The sequence below is a fragment of the Lactiplantibacillus brownii genome, from assembly GCF_031085375.1.
Lineage (GTDB): Bacteria > Bacillota > Bacilli > Lactobacillales > Lactobacillaceae > Lactiplantibacillus > Lactiplantibacillus brownii.
Window position 1 is genome coordinate 2798589 of record NZ_JAVCWF010000001.1, and the last position, 21150, is coordinate 2819738.

11 protein-coding genes are annotated in these 21150 nt (G+C 41.3%); 4 read left to right on the top strand and 7 right to left on the bottom strand.

The genetic code is table 11. The features are described from left to right. Window positions 1–98 precede the first annotated feature (98 nt). From RA086_RS13120 to RA086_RS13130, 3 genes are all read right to left on the bottom strand, one after another. Complete coding sequence (locus RA086_RS13120) at window positions 99–3062, bottom strand: BspA family leucine-rich repeat surface protein (protein WP_308704222.1); 2964 nt, start codon at window positions 3060–3062, stop codon at window positions 99–101. Between the two features lie 642 nt (window positions 3063–3704). Continuing rightward, window positions 3705–13109, bottom strand: a complete 9405-nt coding sequence (locus RA086_RS13125) for a bacterial Ig-like domain-containing protein (RefSeq protein ID WP_308704223.1) — start codon at window positions 13107–13109, stop codon at window positions 3705–3707. Between the two features lie 620 nt (window positions 13110–13729). Continuing rightward, a complete protein-coding gene (locus tag RA086_RS13130) occupies window positions 13730–14005 on the bottom strand; it encodes a hypothetical protein (protein WP_308704224.1) in 276 nt (91 codons plus the stop codon). Window positions 14006–14145: 140 nt separating this feature from the next. On the opposite strand from RA086_RS13130, the gene RA086_RS13135 reads away from it, so the two are divergent. The 4 genes from RA086_RS13135 (at window position 14146) to RA086_RS13150 (ending at window position 16744) form a co-directional block, all read left to right on the top strand. Then, complete coding sequence (locus RA086_RS13135; protein ID WP_308704225.1) at window positions 14146–14562, top strand: Zn-Finger Containing protein; 417 nt, start codon at window positions 14146–14148, stop codon at window positions 14560–14562. A 110-nt stretch (window positions 14563–14672) separates the two neighbouring features. Further along, complete coding sequence (locus RA086_RS13140; protein ID WP_308704226.1) at window positions 14673–16124, top strand: DHA2 family efflux MFS transporter permease subunit; 1452 nt, start codon at window positions 14673–14675, stop codon at window positions 16122–16124. Window positions 16125–16241: 117 nt separating this feature from the next. Then, a complete protein-coding gene (locus RA086_RS13145; RefSeq protein WP_308704227.1) occupies window positions 16242–16433 on the top strand; it encodes a hypothetical protein in 192 nt (63 codons plus the stop codon). Between the two features lie 14 nt (window positions 16434–16447). Continuing rightward, window positions 16448–16744, top strand: a complete 297-nt coding sequence (locus tag RA086_RS13150; RefSeq protein WP_308704228.1) for a hypothetical protein — start codon at window positions 16448–16450, stop codon at window positions 16742–16744. Between the two features lie 37 nt (window positions 16745–16781). Here the strand turns inward: RA086_RS13150 and RA086_RS13155 are convergent, their stop codons facing one another. Genes RA086_RS13155 through RA086_RS13170 form a run of 4 tightly spaced genes read right to left on the bottom strand, consistent with a single transcriptional unit; the run spans window position 16782 to window position 21144 of the window. Continuing rightward, on the bottom strand, window positions 16782–17414 hold the full coding sequence (locus RA086_RS13155) for a YczE/YyaS/YitT family protein (RefSeq protein ID WP_308704229.1): 633 nt from the start codon (window positions 17412–17414) through the stop codon (window positions 16782–16784). Beyond that, window positions 17411–19315: a BglG family transcription antiterminator gene (locus tag RA086_RS13160; protein WP_308704230.1), complete on the bottom strand. Its 1905-nt coding sequence runs from the start codon at window positions 19313–19315 to the stop codon at window positions 17411–17413. Before RA086_RS13160 ends, RA086_RS13155 begins: the two co-directional genes overlap by 4 nt. Before the next feature lie 31 nt (window positions 19316–19346). Then, window positions 19347–20786 (bottom strand): glycoside hydrolase family 1 protein, encoded by a 1440-nt coding sequence (locus tag RA086_RS13165; protein WP_308704231.1) that lies wholly within the window; start codon window positions 20784–20786, stop codon window positions 19347–19349. Between the two features lie 13 nt (window positions 20787–20799). Continuing rightward, window positions 20800–21144: a PTS lactose/cellobiose transporter subunit IIA gene (locus RA086_RS13170; protein ID WP_308704232.1), complete on the bottom strand. Its 345-nt coding sequence runs from the start codon at window positions 21142–21144 to the stop codon at window positions 20800–20802. Window positions 21145–21150: the final 6 nt, after the last annotated feature.

The following is a 21150-nucleotide window of genomic DNA, read 5'->3' on the forward strand; positions in this document are numbered from 1 at the left end:
AGGGTATTAGCCAATCATTCAAAACAAACTAAATGGCAGGTCAAAACTTGGAAGCTTCCGAGTCTTGACCTGCCATTTAATTTTAGTCTCGCTTTAAGCTAGCGTTTACGCCGATAACCTGCAAGGCCTAGTAGTGCTAACAAACTAACCCCCGCAACGGCTAACCACCCCGTTGCACGCTGTTCATCAGTTTGTGGCAACTGTCGTGTCGAATTCGTTCTAGCCAGGTTATCAGGGTCTGTTGCCAGTACCGCCGTTGGTGTTTTAACCAACTGATTAGGTTGCTTCTGAACGGGACTTTGACCAGTTGTCACGCCACCGTTGAGCTGATCATCAGCAACACCGGTCTGATTACCGCCATTATCTGGTTTAGTGACCTCGTTGTGATCCTCGCTATCATCAATAGTATCGCCATCACTATCGGTCTCGTTACCTTCATTACCGTTGTTATTACCGTTATTACCGTTATTGTCTTCATTACCATTATTATCGCCAGTGTTGTGATCGTTATCGTCACCATCATTGTTGTCGCCAGCGCCGTTATCCTCATCCCCGTCACCAGGTTCCTCTGGATCAGCGACCACTGTGACTAGCGCCGTGGCAGTCAAGACATTGCCGGCAGCATCCGTATACTCATACGTAATTTTGGTTGTGCCAGCTTTAGTGGTGTCAACCGAACCGGTAACCTTTAGCTGGTCGATCGTGATCGGCTTGCCGTTGGCATCATGTGCAACCGTGATATTGTCGGCAGCCTTCCAAGTCGCCCCAATGGTTAATTGACTATCTTTAGTCGTTAGCGCTGCTTGACTCGTAACCACGTGGATCACGGCTTCAAAAGTCTGCGTATTACCTTCAGAATCCGTATAGACCAACTGAATCGTCTGGTCGCCAGGTTTAGTCAAATCTGGTTCTTGAACCACAGTGACCGTTAATCCGGCTAAGTCTGAAATAGGGTTACCATCAAAGTCCGTCGCCCCGGTGACATTATCTTGCCAAGTCCAAGTGGCTTTGGGCCCCGCGATGATTGTTATCGGTTGCGTCTCTAAAGCTGCCTTGGTTGCAACCACCGTTACCAGCGCCGTGGTGGTTACTTCATTGCCGTACTTATCAGTGTAACTCAGGGTTACCGTCTGCGGCCCAGCTGTCGTTAGATCCAAACCTGATGCCTTAACGGTTGCTAACTCGGCCGCAGTCAATGGCTCGCCATCGGCATTCATTGATAAAGCCGTGTCGACCGCATCACTCGCCTGCCAGCTGGGATTAGTCCCCATTTTTACGGTCGTGGGCTGACCAACTAATTTGGCGGAACTAGCTGTCACCGTGACGATTGACGTGGCTTGCTTTTCAATCCCATTGGCATCCGTATAGGTCAGCACAACGGTATACGTCCGATTCGGAATCGTCGCATCGATCGTCGTCACATTGGGATCACCGTTGATACTGGTGACTTTGACCAACTGATTCACATCGACCGTATTCAAATCCAAATTATTCCCGTCGCCATCAACAATTTTCGTCACACTATCTTTAGCAGACCAACTACTTTTAGGCCCTGCCACCAAAGTAACATCTTGTGCAGTGAGCGCCGCATTCGAAACGGGTGACCAAATATAAGTTGTGGTAGCGTTTGGCACGGTTGTACCAGTGTAGAGCGCCACCAACTCACTACTCGTGTAGGCTGGATCAGTGGCCGTCGTTGCAGCTTGACTTTGCCAAGTTCCCGCTTGCGTAGGGACATTTGGTAAGTTCACCCCGGCGGCCAGGCGCGTGTTCGCACCTAGTGTCAACGACCGTAAGCTGGTCGTATTCGTGAACATGCCCATGAAGCTAGAAGCACCCGTCACATTGCGCAAATCCCAGCTTGAAAGATCCAACGTCTTCAACTGCTGATCATCAGCAAACAAATTCGCAACCTGTCTCGTCGTGCTAGTGTCCCAACCCGACACGTTCAAAGATGTGAGATTGGTACAACTAAGGAACATCCCACCTAGTGACACATTCGCTCCGGCAGCAATCGACTGACCAACTTTCCAACCACTTAAATCTAAACTAGCAATTTTAAGATTACTGAACAAATTATCAAAAGCAGTCACGGCCTCTACCCGCCAATTTTCGATCGGCAGCTTGGTGCTATCAGTGACTGCATTGTCAGAAAATAGTGACGTCATATTAGTCACTTTACTTGTATCCCAACCGGCCACGCCTGAAAAGTCTGTGATCTTCGCATTGGTGAATAAATAGCTCATATTCGTTGCTTGGCTTGTATCTATTTTTTCTAAACCTTCAATACTGCTAATCTTTTTACTAAAAGTACCACGTTGCGAGAAGACCGAGGAAAAGTTACTGCCGGCCTTGACGGGACCATCAATCACCACTTTAGTAATTGTCCCACGCTGATCGTACCAAGACTGGGTCGCGGCGGCCGTGATGTTGGCCACATTCCCCGCATGAATGGTCAAAAGCCCCGTATCATCAATCGTCCAGTCACTCCCACCATCAATCTGCAACGTTCCCTGAGAAACGACTGTCGACGCCGCAGCAGTCGGGGCCGCAACTGACCGTGCAGACTGATTAACTGCCGCTGCTTTAGTCTCAGTTGCTGACGCTGGTGTTGCTTGACTGGTCTTATCAACCGCTGGAGCTACTGACTCAGGCGTGCTCACAGTGGGTGCCGGGGTGCCTACTGGTTCAGCCACTGATGACGTTGCCGTTTTATCAGCCGTGGCTGACTGGGTCGCTGGCACCGAACTAGCAGGGCTTGCCGCTGATGGCGCCGTGACTGGTGTCTTAGGCTGCACCGAGTTAACAGCGCTTTCATTATTGGCTTCAACAGATGTCGGTGTAGTGCCAGACTTTAAAGTGACTTGCGACTGATTCAGTTTGCTTGCACTAACCGTTGCCTCATTGGTGACCGGTATTTTAGTGGGTGCCGGGGTGGCTGTTGCAGCCTGACCAGCTAAAGTTCCCAAGTTAATTGTTGCCAATGCGATCCCTGCAGAAACCCAAAAGCGACCCTTTTTATACATTTTAAAAGTTAGTTTTTCATTTTGACCATTTTTCATGTGCGTTCTCCCCATTCAAATGACATGCAACCAACCACAACCCAATTAAGGCCTATTTACTCGAAGATAATATTAATCGCGTTCGATTAGTTTATTAATCAGCTAAATTAATAACCCTCATAAATAAATAAGCACCTCATCTATGACAAATGTATCATAGATAACGTCAATAAACCAACAAACAAAAATAATATTTACCGATTTATCATTTAACCGATTTTCTAATGTATTTACGGTATAAAACTAAAGGTTGAAAGACTCAAAAGCATCACAAATGTTGTAGTACCGGTAACCCATAATCCTAAAGTAGACTCACCTAAATTTAGCGCTCCGTCAGTCAAAATCGGTGTGCTGTGGGGGGACGGCGTTCTTTTGCCGGCCTTACACCACGGACGGTCCGGGAGATTTGCGGTTTTGGCAAAGTTTCCGGGCGAGGCTCAAGACGTTTCTATGGCTTGAACCGGTCCCTCGTCCGCGTGTTATCGGCAACAACCGGAAGCGGCAGTAGTCGACTAGTTTTCATTACCGGATTGTTGACGTAGTGGTGCAGACCGGCAATTTTTAACTTTCAACCTTTAGGTATAAAAAATTAATTGGTGCGCAAAAAAGGATCGCTTCTCAGCGGTCCTTTACACTTCATTGCTAATTATGACGCCGTTTCCGACCGATGCCAACCAATCCCGTTAAACCGCTCAAGGCTAACAAGACCACACCGAACCTTTGCTTAGATTTAGTAGTCACTTCATTGGTCTGCGGTAAAGTGATTCCCGCCTTTGAAAGTGAAACTGGCTTGCCATTAATTGCGGTAGTTGCAGCCAACGGTTTCATTACCGTTGAGACGGCTCTCGGCTTCGTCACTGGATTAGTCACTTTTTGATTAGCCGTCACTGCATTCTGACTAGGCTTTATCACTGGCTTAATCGGTTTCGTTGGAGTAACAGGTTTCACCGGCTGATCAGGTTTAATGACGGCTCCTGTACCCGAATTGCCAGTATTCTCGTTACCCGTACCCGGCTGAATTGCCGCGACAACCGTAATATTGGCTGTGGCCGTATAAACGTTTCCCGCGACATCTGTATACCGATACATTACTGGATAGACCCCAGCTTGAGCCATATTGACCGCCCCAGTGACTGCTAGTTGAGCCATTGTCACTGGCTGACCATTGCTGTCCTTAGCAACCAAGACATTGTCAGCTGGTTGCCAAGTTTCACCTACTGACAATTTGCTATCCTGAATTTGGAGATCTGCTTGACTGGTAACAACAGTGATGACGGCATTAGTCGTTACTGTGTTTCCCTGCTGATCAGTATAAAGATACTTGATATGATATTGCCCAGCTGTCGTCAAGTCAACATTGCCAGAAACAACGACAGTCGTGCCGTTTTTTTGTAAATAGCTTGCCAAAATAGATTCATTCTTAGCGATAATCAAATTGACATTATCTTTTAAAACTATCTCAGAAGCTTGGATTGTCTGACCATTCGCAGTAACGACACTGACTAAGTTATCCTGCGATTCCCAATGAGTGCTTGGGCCTGCAATCACTGTCTTACCAACGACATTGACCTTTGCTTGTGTCGCAACAACATGCACAGTAATCTCTTTTGACCGTTCGTTGCCACAACTATCCACAAAATAGTACCGAATCTGATAATCATTTGGTATGCCGGTATTCACTGTACCAGCAACTTGAACATTAATAACAGCTAACTGATTCCCTTCAGCGTCAGTAGCGCTCACAAAGTTATCCGCAGCATGCCACGCTGTCTTCGGTCCAGCAATCAAATCACTATCTTTAACTTGTAAAGTCGCTTGTGTGGCTTTAACCACAATGATGACTGACTTCACAATCAAATTACCTGCAACGTCAGTATAACTATAAGTCACTGGATAATTATTCGCCTTTGTTGGATCAACAACGCCATTAACCGCCAACTGATCAAGTGTCAAAGTGTTACCATCGGCATCTTGAGCCGTTGAAAAGCTATCAGCAGGCGTCCATTTTGCACTAGGACCAGCAACTAATGCCACATTATGGGCATCAATGACTGCTTTTGTTTTCTTGACAACGACTGTCGCAGTTTGATAAAACTCATTACCCGCAGCGTCTACATAACTGTAGGTTACTTGATAATAACCAGTCTTAGTGAGATCGGCGTAGCCATCAACTTTCACATCAGTGACTCTTAATTGATTCCCCTCATCATCTGTAGCGCTTACAAAATCATCGGCGGCAGACCACGTCGTTTTTGGCCCAAGTATTAAGTTGCTAGATTTAACGTTTAAACTAGCTTTGCTGTTCTTAACCAAGATAGTCGCATGTGCTTCATGGACATTGCCGACACTATCTGTGTAGCTGTATGTCACAGTATTCTTTCCGGCTTGGGTTAAGTCAACCGTTCCTACGACCTTAACATCTGTAGCTTTCAATTTATTACCTTCAGCATCAGTGGCACTGACAAAATTGTCGGTTGCATCCCAGGTCATTTTTGGTCCAAGTATTAAGTTGCTAGGTTTAACGTATAAACTAGCTTTGCTGTTCTTAACCAAGATAGTCGCGTACGCTTCACGAACATTGCCAGCACTATCTGTGTAACTATACGTCACAGTATTACTACCTGCTTTAGTTAGATCAACAATTCCTATGGTTTTGACGTCAGCAACGTCCAATTTATTTCCTTCAGCATCAGTGGCACTGACAAAATTGTCGGCCACACGCCAGTCTGTCTTGGGTCCTGCAATTAACTCACTAGATTTAACATTTAAGCTAGCTTGACTTGCCTTAACCACGATGTTCGCATACGCTTCGTGGCTGTTGCCAACACTATCCGTGTAACTGTATGTCACAGTATTACTACCTGCTTTAGTTAGATCAACCGTTCCCACGACTTTAACATCCATAACGTTTAAATTATTACCGACAGCGTCAGTCGCACTTACAAAGTTATCCGCAGTATCCCAAGTCGTCTTCGGACCAATAATTAAGTTGCTGTTCATAACATGTAGACTAATTTTAGAACGCTTAACAACTACAACAATTTGCTTTTCAAGTATATTACCGGCACTATCTTCATAACTGTAAATAATTGTATAGTTGCCAGCTTGCGTTGGTTTCGCGGTACCAGTGACCTTGATAGCCTTTACATTCAAATCATTACCAGCAGCATCAGTCGCACTTGTAAAGTTATCCGCAACATCCCAGGTCGTCTTTGGACCGGCAATTAATTCACTAGATTTAGCCTTTAAACTAGCTTGACTATCTTTTACCGTAATCACCGCTGCCTGCTGATAGACATTTCCGGCACTATCTGTGTAGACATACATCACAGTATTGCTACCAACTTGAGTTAAGTCCACTGTTCCCACGACTTTAACAGCAGTAATCTTTAAATCATTACCTTCAGCATCAGTGGCACTTACGAAGTTATCAGCCACATGCCAGGTCGTTTTTGGACCAAGGATTAGCTCACTAGGTTTAACCTTTAAACTAGCTTGGCTGGCCTTGACTAAAATGATTGCATCCGCTTCATAGATATTTCCGGCACTATCTGTATAACTGTACGTCACAGTATTACTACCTGCTTTGGTTAGATCAACGGTTCCCATGGTCTTAACATTAATAACTTTTAATTCGTTTCCTTCAGCATCCGTGGCGCTTACGAAGTTATCAGCCACATCCCAGGTCGTCTTTGGACCAAGGATTAAGTCGCTGGATTTAGCATTTAGACTAGCTTGGCTGTCTTTTACCATTATCACTGCTACTTGCTGATACATATTTCCGGCACTATCTGTATAGCCATACATCACAGTATTACTGCCCGCTTTAGTCGGATCGACCGTTCCCACGACCTTAACATCAGTAACCTTTAAACTATTACCGGCAGCGTCAGTCGCACTCACAAAATTATTGGCTTTAGTCCATTCAACATTCGGTCCAGCAATTATCTCACTAGATTTAACCTTTAAACTAGCTTGACTCGTCTTAACCATGATGATCGCATTCGCTTCACGGACATTGCCAACACTATCTGTATAACTATATGTCACAGTATTACTACCTGCTTTAGTTAAGTTCACTGTTCCCATAACCTTAACATCAATAGCAACTAGTTTTCCTCCTTCAGCATCCGTGGCACTTACGAAGTTATCAGCCACATCCCAGGTCGTCTTTGGACCAAGTATTAACTCACTGGATTTAACACTTAGACTAGCTTGACTGGCCTTGACTACAATGTTCGCAATTGCTTCATAGACATTTCCGGCACTATCTGTATAACTGTACGTCACAGTATTACTACCAGTTTTAGTTAAGTTCACTGTTCCAGCAACTTTAACATCAGTAGCAACTAGTTTCACTCCTTCTGCGTCAGTAGCGCTTACAAAGTTATCCGCAGCATCCCAAGTCGTTTTTGGACCAAGGATTAATTTACTGGACTTAACACTTAAACTAGCTTCACTAGCTTTAACCACGATAATTGCATTTGCTTCATAGATATTTCCGACACTATCTGTATAACTGTACATTACAGTATTACTACCTGCTTTAGTTAAGTCCACTGTTCCCAAGACTTTAACATCAGTAACAGCTAGTTTCCCTCCTACAGCATCAGTAGCACTTACGAAGTTATCCGCAGCGTCCCAGGTCGTTTTTGGGCCAATAGTTAAACTGCTATCCTTAACATTTAGACTAGCTTGGCTGGCCTTAACTAAAATGACTGCGTCCGCTTCATAGACATTTCCGGCACTGTCTGTATAACTGTATGTCACAGTATTACTACCTGCTCCGGTTAGATCAACAGTTCCTGCGACCTTAACATCAGCAACCTTTAAATCGTTACCTTCAGCATCCATGGCACTTACAAAGTTATCAGCCACATGCCAGGTCATTTTTGGACCAATAATTAAGTCACTAGATTTAACCTTTAAACTAGCTTGACTGGCCTTAACCGCGATAATCGCATTTGCTTCATAGGTATTCCCGGCACTATCTGCATAACTGTATGTTACAGTATTACTACCAATTTTAGTTAAGTTCACTGTTCCAGCGACTTTAACATCAGTAGCAGCTAGTTTCCCTCCTACAGCGTCAGTCGCACTTACGAAGTTATCAACCACATGCCAGGTTGTTTTTGGACCAATAATTAAACTGCTATCCTTAACATTTAAACTTGCTTGGCTGGCCTTAACTAAAATGACTGCATCCGTTTCATAGACATTTCCGGCACTATCTTCATAACTATACGTTACAGTATTACTACCTGCTCCAGTTAGATCAACAGTTCCTGCAACCTTAACATCAGTAACCTTTAAATCGTTGCCTTCAGCGTCAGTGGCACTTACGAAGTTATCCGTAACATCCCAGGTCGTTTTTGGACCAATAATTAAGTCACTAGATTTAACCTTTAAACTAGCTTGACTGGCTTTAACCACGATAATCGCATTTGCTTCATAGGTATTACCGGCACTATCTTCATAACTGTACATTACAGTATTACTACCAACTTTAGTTAGATCAGCCGTTCCCACGACTTTAACATCAGCAACCTTTAAATCGTTGCCTTCAGCGTCAGTGGCACTCACGAAGTTATCAGCTGCATCCCAGGTCGTTTTTGGACCAATAATTAAGTCACTGGATTTAGCCTTTAAACTGGCTTTGCTGGCCTTGACTAAAACGACTGAATCCGCTTCATAGACATTTCCGGCACTATCTTCATAACTGTACGTTACAGTATCACTACCAACTTTAGTTAGATCAGCCGTTCCCACGACTTTAACACCAGTAACTTTTAAATCGTTACCTTCAGCATCCGTGGCACTTACAAGGTTATCAGCCACATTCCAGGTCGTTTTTGGGCCAAGGATTAAACTGCTATCCTTAACATTTAGACTAGCCTGGCTGGCCTTAACCACAATAATCGCATTTGCTTCATAGGTATTCCCGGCACTATCTGCATAACTGTACGTTACAGTATTACTACCAATTTTAGTTAAATCAACTGTTCCAGCAACTTTAACATCAGCAGCAACTAGTTTCACTCCTTCAGCGTCAGTGGCACTTACAAAGTTATCCGCAGCATCCCAGGTCGTTTTTGGACCAAGGATTAACTCACTGGATTTAGCATTTAAACTAGCTTGACTGACTTTGACTACAATAATCGCATTTGCTTTATAGGTATTCCCGGCACTATCTGTATAACTGTACGTCACAGTATTACTACCAATTTTAGTTAAGTTCACTGTTCCAGCAACTTTAACATCAGCAGCAACTAGTTTTTCTCCTTCAGCGTCAGTAGCACTTACAAAGTTATCCGCAGCATCCCAGGTCGTCTTTGGGCCAAGGATCAACTCACTGGATTTAGCATTTAAACTAGCTTGACTGGCTTTGACTACGATAATCGCATTTGCTTCATAGGTATTACCGGCACTATCTTCATAACTGTACGTTACAGTATTACTACCAATTTTAGTTAAGTTCACTGTTCCAGCGACCTTAACATCAGCAACTTTTAATTCGTTTCCTTCAGCGTCAGTGGCACTTACAAGGTTATCAGCTGCATCCCAGGTCGTTTTTGGACCAATAATTAAGTCACTAGATTTAACTTTTAAACTAGCTTGACTGGCCTTAACCAAGATAATCGCATTTGCTTCATAAGTATTCCCGGCACTATCTGTATAACTGTACGTCACAGTATTACTACCAATTTTAGTTAAGTTCACTGTTCCAGCGACCTTAACATCAGCAACTTTTAATTCGTTTCCTTCAGCGTCAGTCGCACTTACAAAGTTATCCGCAGCATCCCAGGTCGTTTTTGGGCCAAGGATTAAACTGCTATCCTTAACATTTAGACTAGCCTGGCTGGCCCTAACCACAATAATCGCATGTGCTTCATAGGTATTCCCGGCGCTATCTTCATAACTGTACGTTACAGTATTACTACCAATTTTAGTTAAATCCACCGTTCCAGCAACTTTAACATCAGTAACAGCTAGTTTCACTCCTTCAGCGTCAGTCGTACTTACGAAGTTATCAACAACATCCCATGTCGTTTTTGGACCAAGGATCAACTCACTGGATTTAACTTTTAAACTAGCTTGACTTGCCTTAACTAAAATGATTGCATCCGCTTCATAGCCATTTCCAGCACTATCTGTATAACTGTACGTCACAGTATTACTACCTGCTCTGGTTAGATCAACAGTTCCCGCGACCTTAACATCAGCAACTTTTAATTCGTTTCCTTCAGCATCCATGGCACTTACAAAGTTATCCGCAGCATCCCAGGTTGTCTTTGGACCAAGGGTTAACCCACTGGATTTAGCATTTAAACTTGCTTGACTGGCCTTGACTACAATGTTTTCCTTTGCTTCATAGACATTTCCGGCACTATCCGTACAGCTATATGTCACAGTATTACTGCCCACTTTAGTCCGATCGACCGTTCCAGCGACCTTAACATCAGTAACCTTTAAACTATTACCGGCAGCGTCAGTCGCACTTACAAAGTTATCCGCAGCATCCCAGGTTGTCTTTGGACCAAGGATTAACTCACTGGATTTGGCATTTAGACTAGCTTGAGTCTTCATTACATGGACGGCAATATTGCTGATATGTTCAACACCTATACCATCCGTATACGTGACCTTAACCGTTTGATCACCAACCGTTAGTAAATTCAATTGACTCATATCAGCTACTAACTTGGCATCCTTAAACACCACATTTTTCCCGTTGACGTCTGTGAGATTAATAACAGCCGCTTGCAGGTCAAAATTAGCTGTCGGACCAGCCACGATTGTTACCGGTTTGGTTGCAATCATCGCTTGATTTTCAACTACGTGGACCGTCACGACATACCGGTGGGCAACGCCAACGCTATCTGTATAAGTTAACGTAATCGGATAATCACCCACGGTCGTTAAATCAGGCTGATCACTAGCTATCAAATTGAGCCCTGTCAAATCAGTAACTGTTTTGCCAGCTGCATCCGTAGCTGTCACGATTGGACTCAACTTATCCCAGCCCGTTTGCTGGCCAAGAACAATGGTTTGGTTAGTAACTGTTAAACTTGCCCGACTTTCCAAAACATGCACAATCGCAGTCGCTTGTTGCGTGTAGCCATAAGTGTCTGTAAATGCGAAAACCACAGTATAATCTCGATCACCAAGTCCTGGCGTATGAACATCAATTCTGTGAATATCCGCATCACCATTCACACTAAAGATTGTGACCCATGGACTGATGTTATCATTGAGCAACAAATCAGTTGTGCCATCACCATCAATTAATTTAGTTAAGCTTTCTTTCCGACCCCAACTTTCATTTGGCCCAGCAATAAAGGTCAAATCTTTCGTTTCAATGCTTGACCGTACTGCTGGCGACCAAACATAGGTTATCGTACCAGTAGGAATGTTGCTATTAAAATTGCTATACAAATTCATCAATTCATCGCTTGTATAAGTTGTCTCACTAGTTGTGTTTTTCCAAGTGTGTTCAGGAGTTGGTACGGCTGGTAATTCAGAATCAGAATATATATCTAGTGCTTTCATATAAAACATTAAACGCATATTTTCACTCAAAGTCAGAGACCTTAAATTCGTATCACCAGAAAATAAATCACCACTATATTTGAAATCCCGTAAATCCCAACCAGACATATCTAGAGATTGTAATTGAACAGCATCTTCAAATAAGTATGCAACTTGGGTGGCATGCGTCATATTCCAACCAGAGACATTCAATGATTTCATCTTTGGTTCAGTCAAAAACATCCCACCAAAAGTAGTATTCTGACCTCCAACGCCAACGTTCCAATTGCTTAAGTCTAGGCTCTGTATATTGGTACTGCTGAACATATTATTAAAAGTCTCAACTTTGCCAACATTCCAATGTTCAACTGGCAAATTACTACTGTCAATTACCGGATTAGCAGCAAACATCGAATTCATATCAGTCACATTGCTAGTGTCCCAATCCTTTATGCCAGAGAGATCAGCAACTTTATCACCACAAAACAGAAAACCTAAATCTGTTGTTTTCGAAACATCCAAGTTTTCTAACCCATCAATTTCCGTTAAATCATCATCAGCAGGTAATTTAAAAAACATATGCGTAATAGAGTCTCCAGCAATGACATTGGGGGCAATAATCACTTTTGTGATACGTGACCGCAGACTAGAATCTTCCCACGGAACACCAACGGTCCCCAAAGTCCCTGTTCCAATAGTTAGAACACCGTCACTGGTCACACACCAAGCACTCGTTCCCCAAGTACTACTACCAAGCACTGTCACATCGTTGGACTTTACTAGGTTAGCTCGTGATAGTTTGTTATCTTGAACCGCGGCAGCACCCAGTGCATCGTTTGTTAATTGTTGCCGGTTGGTCACTGTTGCTTGTTGTATTAATTGACTGTTGCTATCAGTTTCTGTCTTTGCGAGGTTGGCAACAGTTTCAACTGCAGCACCCGTTGCGTCTGCAGTATCGTTAGCTTTGGTTAGAGGTACGTTGGAATCTGCAGTAGTTGTAGTGTTACTTTTGGCAGATGTGGCATTATTTCCTGAAATCGTGCTGGTTGACTGACTATCAGCACTGGCTTGTTTAGTGTCAGTTTGCTGGACTTCATCGGTTACTGTTCCAGCAGTTGTCGCCTTAGTATCGTCACTTGATGAACTTTTAGTCGCATCATCAGCGGCATTTTCAACAGTACCTTGTCCAGATTGTGCAGCACTTTTCTCAGTCTGATCGGCTTGAGTGTCTTTAGTCACACTTGACGAATCTGCTGATGTTTCAGCGTCACTTTTGTCGTCCGTCCTATTTGATTCACTAGTAGCACTGCTGGACTTCAAAACAACTTGCGATTCGCCGCTAGAACTTACGTCAGTTTTTTCACTAGACGTTGCGTTCGCCGTTGTTTGACCCGTCGCATCTGCGTGACTAATCAATGTCCCCACATTCATTGTCGCCACCGCTACGCCAGCAAAAACCCAGAAACGTCCTTTTTTGTACATTTTATAATATAATTTATTATATTGTTCTTTTCTCATGATTATATTCCCCATTCCAAATCCATTTTGAAAATGTTAAAAATACACAATCACACTAATTTAAGTATAAAATGATTAAGTTCAATTTGATTCATTAATAAAATAAACTTACATACTTCTATGCACTGATAGTTTAATGATATTTATCGATAAATAATTGATAAATATATTTATATGTGTCATTAATAGATAAACACTTTGCTCATTCACAATGTACCACAATCTATCTGTATAATTCAATTATTATTTCTTATATACTAATTATAAATATATTAATGTAGTTGAAGCTAAAAATAAGATTATTTAGCTTACCAACTATCTAATGATTCGCACAATTCCAGCTATACCAATTACGTTGTTTATTAAGAAGGTATTTTTTAACCAAAAAGACGACCCTGATATCAAGATTTAAGAAACAAAAATTGGGTCAATCCATCGCAACATAAATGCTGTCGGCGCACCCATCCTTTTACTAGCATTCACAAAGCATCACTGATATTAAACAAGTCTTTTTAAATTACAGAATTAGCCTAATCAATATGACTTCGGCCACAACGAAAAAATCATTGGCCAAACAAAAAAGCTCAATCACCATCACTATTGATGGGGTTGAACTTTTTTTAGTGACCTTGTTTAACGAATTGTGCCAACAACGTCATCAATGTTGTGACCGTTGTGGGATAATCCGTGGTATTTTGTAGTAAATAACTGACTAACTTACTCTGATACAAAACGGTCGTGGCCGTTTGACCATTTGTTTGTAATAATGTCCGGCGAAACTCATTCAATAATTGCTGTAGCTTCGCTTGCATTGGATCGGCACGATCTAAGGTCAGAGCCGCCCGACTAATCGCGTCCAATACCATCGCTTGCGTAATTTTTTGTTTTGTTGTCATGTGATTAAGGCCCCCACCCTTTTGAATACCCCTAAGTATACACTGACTTTTCAGAAAAGCGTTAGCAAAAGTTTACAAATTGCCGACTAACAGTAAATATGTTAGGATATGCCATCACCTATCTTGGGAGGTTTGTTGGTTTGAAACCAAATTCTAAATTTTTACAACGTCTACAACGGTTCATGGTTGGTCGTTACGGGCAAAATGATACGCTAAACAAGTTTTTAAATAACCTAGCTTTTATTTTAATTGTGGTTAGTTTTTTCCCAAAGGTTACTTGGCTCGCTTTAGTCGCCCTATTACTGTTAGTACTGAGCTATTGGCGACTCTTTTCAAAAAAGATCTATACGCAAGTTGCGATTAATCGTGGCTTTCAGCACGTTTGGTTCCCACTGGTACGACCGTTTACGCGTTTAGGTTACCAGATCAAACAACATTGGCAGTATCGTTTCTTCCATTGTTCTGCGTGTCATCAGCGCATCCGGATTCCGCGGCATCATGGTCACGTGCGAATTACTTGTCCCAACTGTGGTCATCAATTTGACGCCCGAACTTAATGACAACATTTCAGAAATATTAAAATATTTTTCAGAAATTACTTACGAAGCGCGCCTTTTTCTGTTACAGTGACCTATTGTGTTCACTGTACGGAAAAGGAGAAAATGAAATGCAAACCAAGTCACACTCAAACCCTAATCTGATCATGATTGGGTTATTGCTTGGGGGCTTTGTGGGGATGTTTAGTGAAACCGCTTTGAATATCGCCCTCCCTCAATTAGAACAACAATTACACGTCAATACCGGGACGATTCAATGGCTCGTCACTGGTTATTTGCTGATGGTCGGCATTGTGTTGCCACTATCAAGCATGTTGACCAAACACTTTACCACCCGCCAATTATTGATCTTCGCTTTATGCGATTTTATTGTCGGCGCCATCGTTTCAGCACTCGCAGGTAACTTTGCGTTACTACTCGTTGGTCGGATGATTCAAGGAATTGCGACCGGACTGATTTTACCCTTGATCTTTATTGTTTTGTTGGCCGTCTATCCACCGCAAAAACGCGGCGCTGCCATGGGTCTCGTCGGTTTAGTCATCATGTTTGCCCCAGCTTTAGGACCGACCTTAGCCGGCTTAATCTTAGGCGCACTCTCATGGCATTGGATTTTTTGGTTATTCGTGCCATTATTAGCAATCGCATTAATTATTACGTTAATTTTCATGCAAAATGTCTCAGAAGTAACCAAGCCAAAAGTTGATGTTTTATCAATTATTTTATCATCCGTTGGTTTTGGTGGCTTAGTCGTTGGTGCCAGTCTCGCCGGTGACCGTGGTTGGGGTAATCCCATGGTTTTAATGGCTTTAGTCATTGGGATTGTCTTCCTTTATTTCTATTGCCACCGTCAATTACACTTAGAGACGCCAATCTTGAACTTGCGGGCTTTTAGCTTTAAAAAGTTCAGTGTCGGCACCGTTTTGGTCATGATTGATTTCGGAATCATCATGTCATCCATGTATCTCTTACCTATGTACTGGCAAAAAGGGCTAGTCGTTCCCGTAGCATTGACCGGGATTTTGATGTTACCTGGTGGGATCATCAACGCGGTGGTTTCTGCCACTTCTGGTCGGTTATTTGATAACTACGGCGCTAAATATCTCACTCGTGCTGGTTTTGGTTTATCCTTCATCGGAGCCTTGATGTTGATCTTCACAACCACCCATTCTGCCTACTGGTATGTCGTTTTAGCGCATGTTATTTTGATGATTGGGGCACCGTTAGCAATGTCACCAGCACAAACTTACGGCCTAAATGCCTTGCGTGGTCCAGTGGCTGCGGACGGTAGTACCATTTTGAACACGTTGCAACAGATTCTAGGTGCTTTAGCGACTGCAATCGCAACAAGTTTACTCGGAATTGGTCAAGCAGCGAGCCATGCGACTGGATCGACCGCTTTTGTTCATGGGGTCCATTATGGTTTCTGGTTCACACTAGCCTTAGCCGTACTAGGTTTCTTCCTCTCGATGTTGGTCAGCAACGAGCCTGAAAAGTCCGTTGATCCGCTGGCTGAAAAACGGGCGGCCGAATCAACTAAAACCACAACCGCTGAAGAAAATTAAATTTGCTTATTAAAAACGTTGGGGCGTAACTTAAACCCAACGTTTTTTTGATTGCACTTTTAACCGCTATCCGCCACAATGGAATAGTAGCGTTAAACAAGGAGCTTATAAAATCCAATGGCACTCACAATCAATTTTATTATCGGAACCAGCGTGATCTTAGCATTAATTTGTTGGGGATTAACCTTTTATTATTTTCGCCAAGTCCAAAAATTCATGGCCACCATCTGGCTTATCGCTGGCTTTGCGGCAGCCGGTTTAGCTGGCTTCTTTATCTGGGCCGCAATCCCACTTTGGACGAGCATTTAAGGAGTTGAAAAGAAATGATGAATCCAGCTGATATTTTCACTAAGTACCTCACGAAATACCAGATTACCATGCAACATCCTGAGCACGGCCTGGTGATGTTGACTTCGCCAGTTTGGCCCGTGCATCCAGAACTGCAAGCACAGACGTTGCAAGCACTGGAAAGCTTCAACGGGGTTCACCAAGTAACCGTGAATAGTCCTGAACAACTCGTCATGCGCTATGACTCTGAACAATTACGCAAAATGAACCCATTAACTTTATTTTCAGTTGAACGACGTTTAAGTCGCCAATATCACCATGCTGGGTACTAAAAAAGCCGGACACTGTCCGACTTTTTTTATACCATAATTACTCGTATGCTTTAGTTCCAGTATGAATTTTTTTAATTTGCTTTAAAAACAACTGAATCAAAGGTCCAAGCCCAAACATTGCTATCAAGGTTGCAAAGCCAACCTTAGCACCCATCAAGAATCCTAAAGCAATAAAACTGGAGTCCAAGACAACCCGTGCACAACGCAAAGACCACTGAAAATGAGTGACTAAACAATTCATTAGAGCTTCCGTGGGACCACTACCTAAATCTGAGGCTAAATAGACTGCTGTTCCAAAAGCCATCAATATGAAACCAATCATTGAAATAACTAAATCATAACTAGTCGCAACATAATTTTTAAATAGTGGTGCTAATACATTGACTGTTGCACCAACTATTAAACCATTAATAATACTACCAATTCCAAGTAATGAGCGATTCCAAAAGAAGGTAACCAATAAAAACAGTATACTTAGGATTTGACTCCACGTGCCAAAACTAATAGTAGACCATGCCTGAATCTCATTCATAATTCCTAAAATCAACGTACTAATTGAATCAAATCCTGCATTAGCAACAACTATCAATTTTACTCCAACACCACAGATTGTACTTCCGAGAATTGTAAATACAATCCTTTTTGCTAGCTTAAGTTCTTTAACATTCACAATTCACCTACATTTTCCGTTTGTAACTGTTCCTTTAATACATCTAAGAACTGCTGATAAGAGATTGTTTCAGCAAGCTTATTAACATTTATTGGTTCACTTAAAACGTTGACTAATGTTTCAAAGATATCATTAAATTGTTGTGCATCTTTTCGATTAATCCCTATCAAGAATATAATTTTAACTGATTGGTTTTGCCACATGATTGGTCTTGAGCATCGATAAACAGCGATGAAACTTTTAAGTGCATCCATTCTAAATGCATGTGGAATTGCTACACCTGATGGAAATCCTGTCGACGACATATTTTCACGTTTATCGACAGCCGTACCAAATTTATCAGGAATATATTTTTTCTGTTTCAACAAATCCAAAAGATAGGTAAGTATTGCTTGTCGAGACGTTAAGTCCATATCGGCAACGTAAACTTCTTTGGTCATATATTTTTGAATTTGATTGATCAGCTTAGGCATGAACTTCGACTGTTTAACTATTCCAATTTGCCGCCTAATTAGTGCTTGGTCAGCTTGTGTTAAAAACGGATGAACTAGCAATACTGGCTTATCCGACTGATGTACACTCTGAATAGTACTAATTATGAGATCTGCCTGACGTGCTACTTTATCATTCAGCAATGAGGCTACTGAAAATATATCAATCTCATCTGTATACAAATATTTCAACTTATTTATCAACGAAACCCGTATATCTTCATATGCATCAGTGACTAGGTATACCTTCAATAATTGTTGCTTATTCTTTTGCTCTAAATATGCACCTAAATGTAACGCAATAAATGTTATTTCATCTTCTGTAAAAGTTATTCCTAATTTTTGATTTAAGGAAACCGCTAAATATACAGAAATGTCATAAATCAATGGATAAGTTGTCTTTATATCTAATAAACTTGTGCTGCGATTGAAATGATCTACTGAGAAGCGTCGATACAAATTTTGAACATGAATCGCTAGTTTCGTAAAAAAATCCTCATCTGATAAATCCAGAAAATAATTTTGTTCCGCCTCATGTAATGCAGCCTTTAATGCCATTTTTATTTTGGGTTGAATAAAGGTTTCAATCTTTACAGCATGTTTCCCATTCACAGCACCTTGATTACCAACAAATAAAATTGCCAATTGTTGTTTTTCGGGATTAGGAAGTTCAATATTATAGTTTTCTTTTAACTGAGTTGCAATTTCTTGAACAACTGCTTGCTCCATTGGCAGTTCAACAACATTATCTGATTCAGGAATGTCATTTCCTTGTTGAATACGCTGCAGAGCAATCGCAAAATGCAATACAATGTTATTTAATGCATAATTATTTATTTCTAATCCTTTGATTTGAGCTGCTTGTTTAATTATCTTTTGCAAATCTACTAAGGGAATGTCTTCAATTAACTTTTGAATACTTTTTCGAACATTATCTTGGAAATTAGCTTCTCCGTACAATATTCCAAGAATTAATTTTCGTTTTGCCCGTTCGGTACCAATTAGTCGGTAATTAAATTCATTTCCTTGAATACGCACAGCATAGTTTTCAATTTTCTTTTGTAATTTGTTTATATCGTTACGGATAACTGCATCGGAGACGAACATTTTATCCGCATAGTCATACAAATTAATACCGTGACTACCATCATGAATCAGAGCCATTAATAACTTAGTACTCCGCTCATCACTAGTTGATATACTAATGGTCGTGGGCTCAGCACTTTTATCAAACTTATAGCCATTTCGACCGGAAGAAATACACCCATCATATTCATTGTTCAACCTTGCAACAACGTTTCTAATAGTTCGAGTTGTACATTCAAAACGTTCAGCCAATTCTTTGGCACTTGTCCATTTATAAGCATGTGCTTTTAAATAGTCCAACACTTCGATATCCCGTTTTGACATAGTCTTCCTCCAAACTGGTTATAGTTAATAACTAAAGGTCGACACCATTACTACTGATAACTTTTTTATACCAATCATAGCTATCCTTCTTAATTCTTTTTCCGGATCCTTTTCCAAAATTGTCCAAATCCACGTAGATAAAACCATATCTTTTGTCCATTTGGGCCGTTGAACAGCTTATAATATCAATTGGTCCCCATGCCAAATATGCAATAACTTTGACACCATCTTTCATTGCAGCTTCCATAGCAGCGATATGTTGCGATAGATAAGAAATTCGATAATCATCATGAACCGTGCCATCTTCAAGCTTATCGTACATTCCAAACCCATTTTCAGCTATAATGATCGGCTTTTTATATCGGTCCCAGTTCTGCGATAATGTATTATATAATCCCTTAGGATCAACACCCCAGCCCCATGGATTTGCCTTAATATTGGGATTTTTCACAACAGACGCTGGATCCATTGTATTTCGTTTAGCATCTACAACTTGCGAATAATAATATGAGATTGCTAAAAATGACATTGTACAGTTCTTCAATAAATCTAAATCGCCTGGTTGGATATTCAAATCAATGTGGTGTTCTTCAAAATAATTTAAAGCATATTGTGGGTATTCTCCTTCAAATTGAACATCGGTATAAAAGTACTCCATTCGATTTCGTTTTAAAGCTAGCTCAACATCATCGGGATCACAAGAATATGGATATGCAGTACTGTCAGCGACCATCGTCCCGATTTGCATTTCAGGATTGATTTTTTTAGCCGCTTCTACTAATTTTGCACTAGCAATAAATTGGTTATGCACTGCTTGATATGCAGCTTCTGAGTAATTATCAACAGTATCGTAAGGAATTGCGGTAGAATTAAAAGGTTCAAATTGGATCAAATTAATCTGATTAATTGCAATCCAATATTTCACCTTATTTCGATAACGTTTTAAAACTGTCTTGCCATATTTTACAAACAAATCAATCACTTTACGGTTATTCCAGCCACCATACTTGGTCGTAATATTGATTGGTGTTTCATAGTGTAGAATAGTAATAATTGGTTCCATTCCTAATTCAATAATTTTATCAATTAATCGATCATAATATGCTAACCCTGCTTCATTAGGTTTCTCCTCGTCCCCCGTTGGGAAAATTCTAGTCCAATCAATCGATGTCCTAAAAGCTTTAAATCCCATATCTGCCAGTAATTTCAAATCTTGTGGATACGTATGATAAAAATCAATGCCTACACGTTTAGGGTAATACCCATCCTTATCTGACAAATGAAGCTTAATATCCTCAGTTGAAACTCCTTTAATTTGTTTTGCCGAAATTTCTGCATTAGTTAAATCAGGTTCATACTTATGAATATCAGCTAAACTAATACCTTTACCATCAATTCCAAAACCACCCTCAGCTTGATTAGCAGCAATTGCGCCACCCCATAAAAAATCTGTTGGCATTTTATAATCCATTTTTGTATTCCTCCTATTTGTTCTCAGTGATGTTAGCAACAATTTTTTCTAAATGATCGGCAATCAACAGCTCACTTTGAGCCGTCATTAAAGTGTCTTGCGCATGGCAGAATAGTGTCGAATAGCGAATCTGATTACCATTAGCTTCTTCCTGAAGCGTATCGGTTTGTAACCCATGTGCAATCACAATTTCTTGATGTGCCGTTGCTAAAAGCTCATCCGCCAATGAATATTTTTGCTGTTCAATAGCTTCCAATGCCTTTACCACTGCATCGCGTGTGTTACCTGCATGGACCAATATATTCATTGATAACATATCCAAATCATCATTTAATGGTTCTTCTTTTATCTTCTTCATATTTCT

Excerpts from the sequence above, each read along its gene's own strand:
- RA086_RS13125 (WP_308704223.1), bottom strand. The coding sequence starts at position 13,109 with ATGAGAAAAGAACAATATAATAAATTATATTATAAAATGTACAAAAAA.
- RA086_RS13120 (WP_308704222.1), bottom strand. The coding sequence starts at position 3,062 with ATGAAAAATGGTCAAAATGAAAAACTAACTTTTAAAATGTATAAAAAG.
- RA086_RS13165 (WP_308704231.1), bottom strand. The coding sequence starts at position 20,786 with ATGGATTATAAAATGCCAACAGATTTTTTATGGGGTGGCGCAATTGCT.
- RA086_RS13130 (WP_308704224.1), bottom strand. The coding sequence starts at position 14,005 with ATGACAACAAAACAAAAAATTACGCAAGCGATGGTATTGGACGCGATT.
- RA086_RS13150 (WP_308704228.1), top strand. The coding sequence starts at position 16,448 with ATGATGAATCCAGCTGATATTTTCACTAAGTACCTCACGAAATACCAG.
- RA086_RS13140 (WP_308704226.1), top strand. The coding sequence starts at position 14,673 with ATGCAAACCAAGTCACACTCAAACCCTAATCTGATCATGATTGGGTTA.
- RA086_RS13145 (WP_308704227.1), top strand. The coding sequence starts at position 16,242 with ATGGCACTCACAATCAATTTTATTATCGGAACCAGCGTGATCTTAGCA.
- RA086_RS13170 (WP_308704232.1), bottom strand. The coding sequence starts at position 21,144 with ATGAAGAAGATAAAAGAAGAACCATTAAATGATGATTTGGATATGTTA.
- RA086_RS13160 (WP_308704230.1), bottom strand. The coding sequence starts at position 19,315 with ATGTCAAAACGGGATATCGAAGTGTTGGACTATTTAAAAGCACATGCT.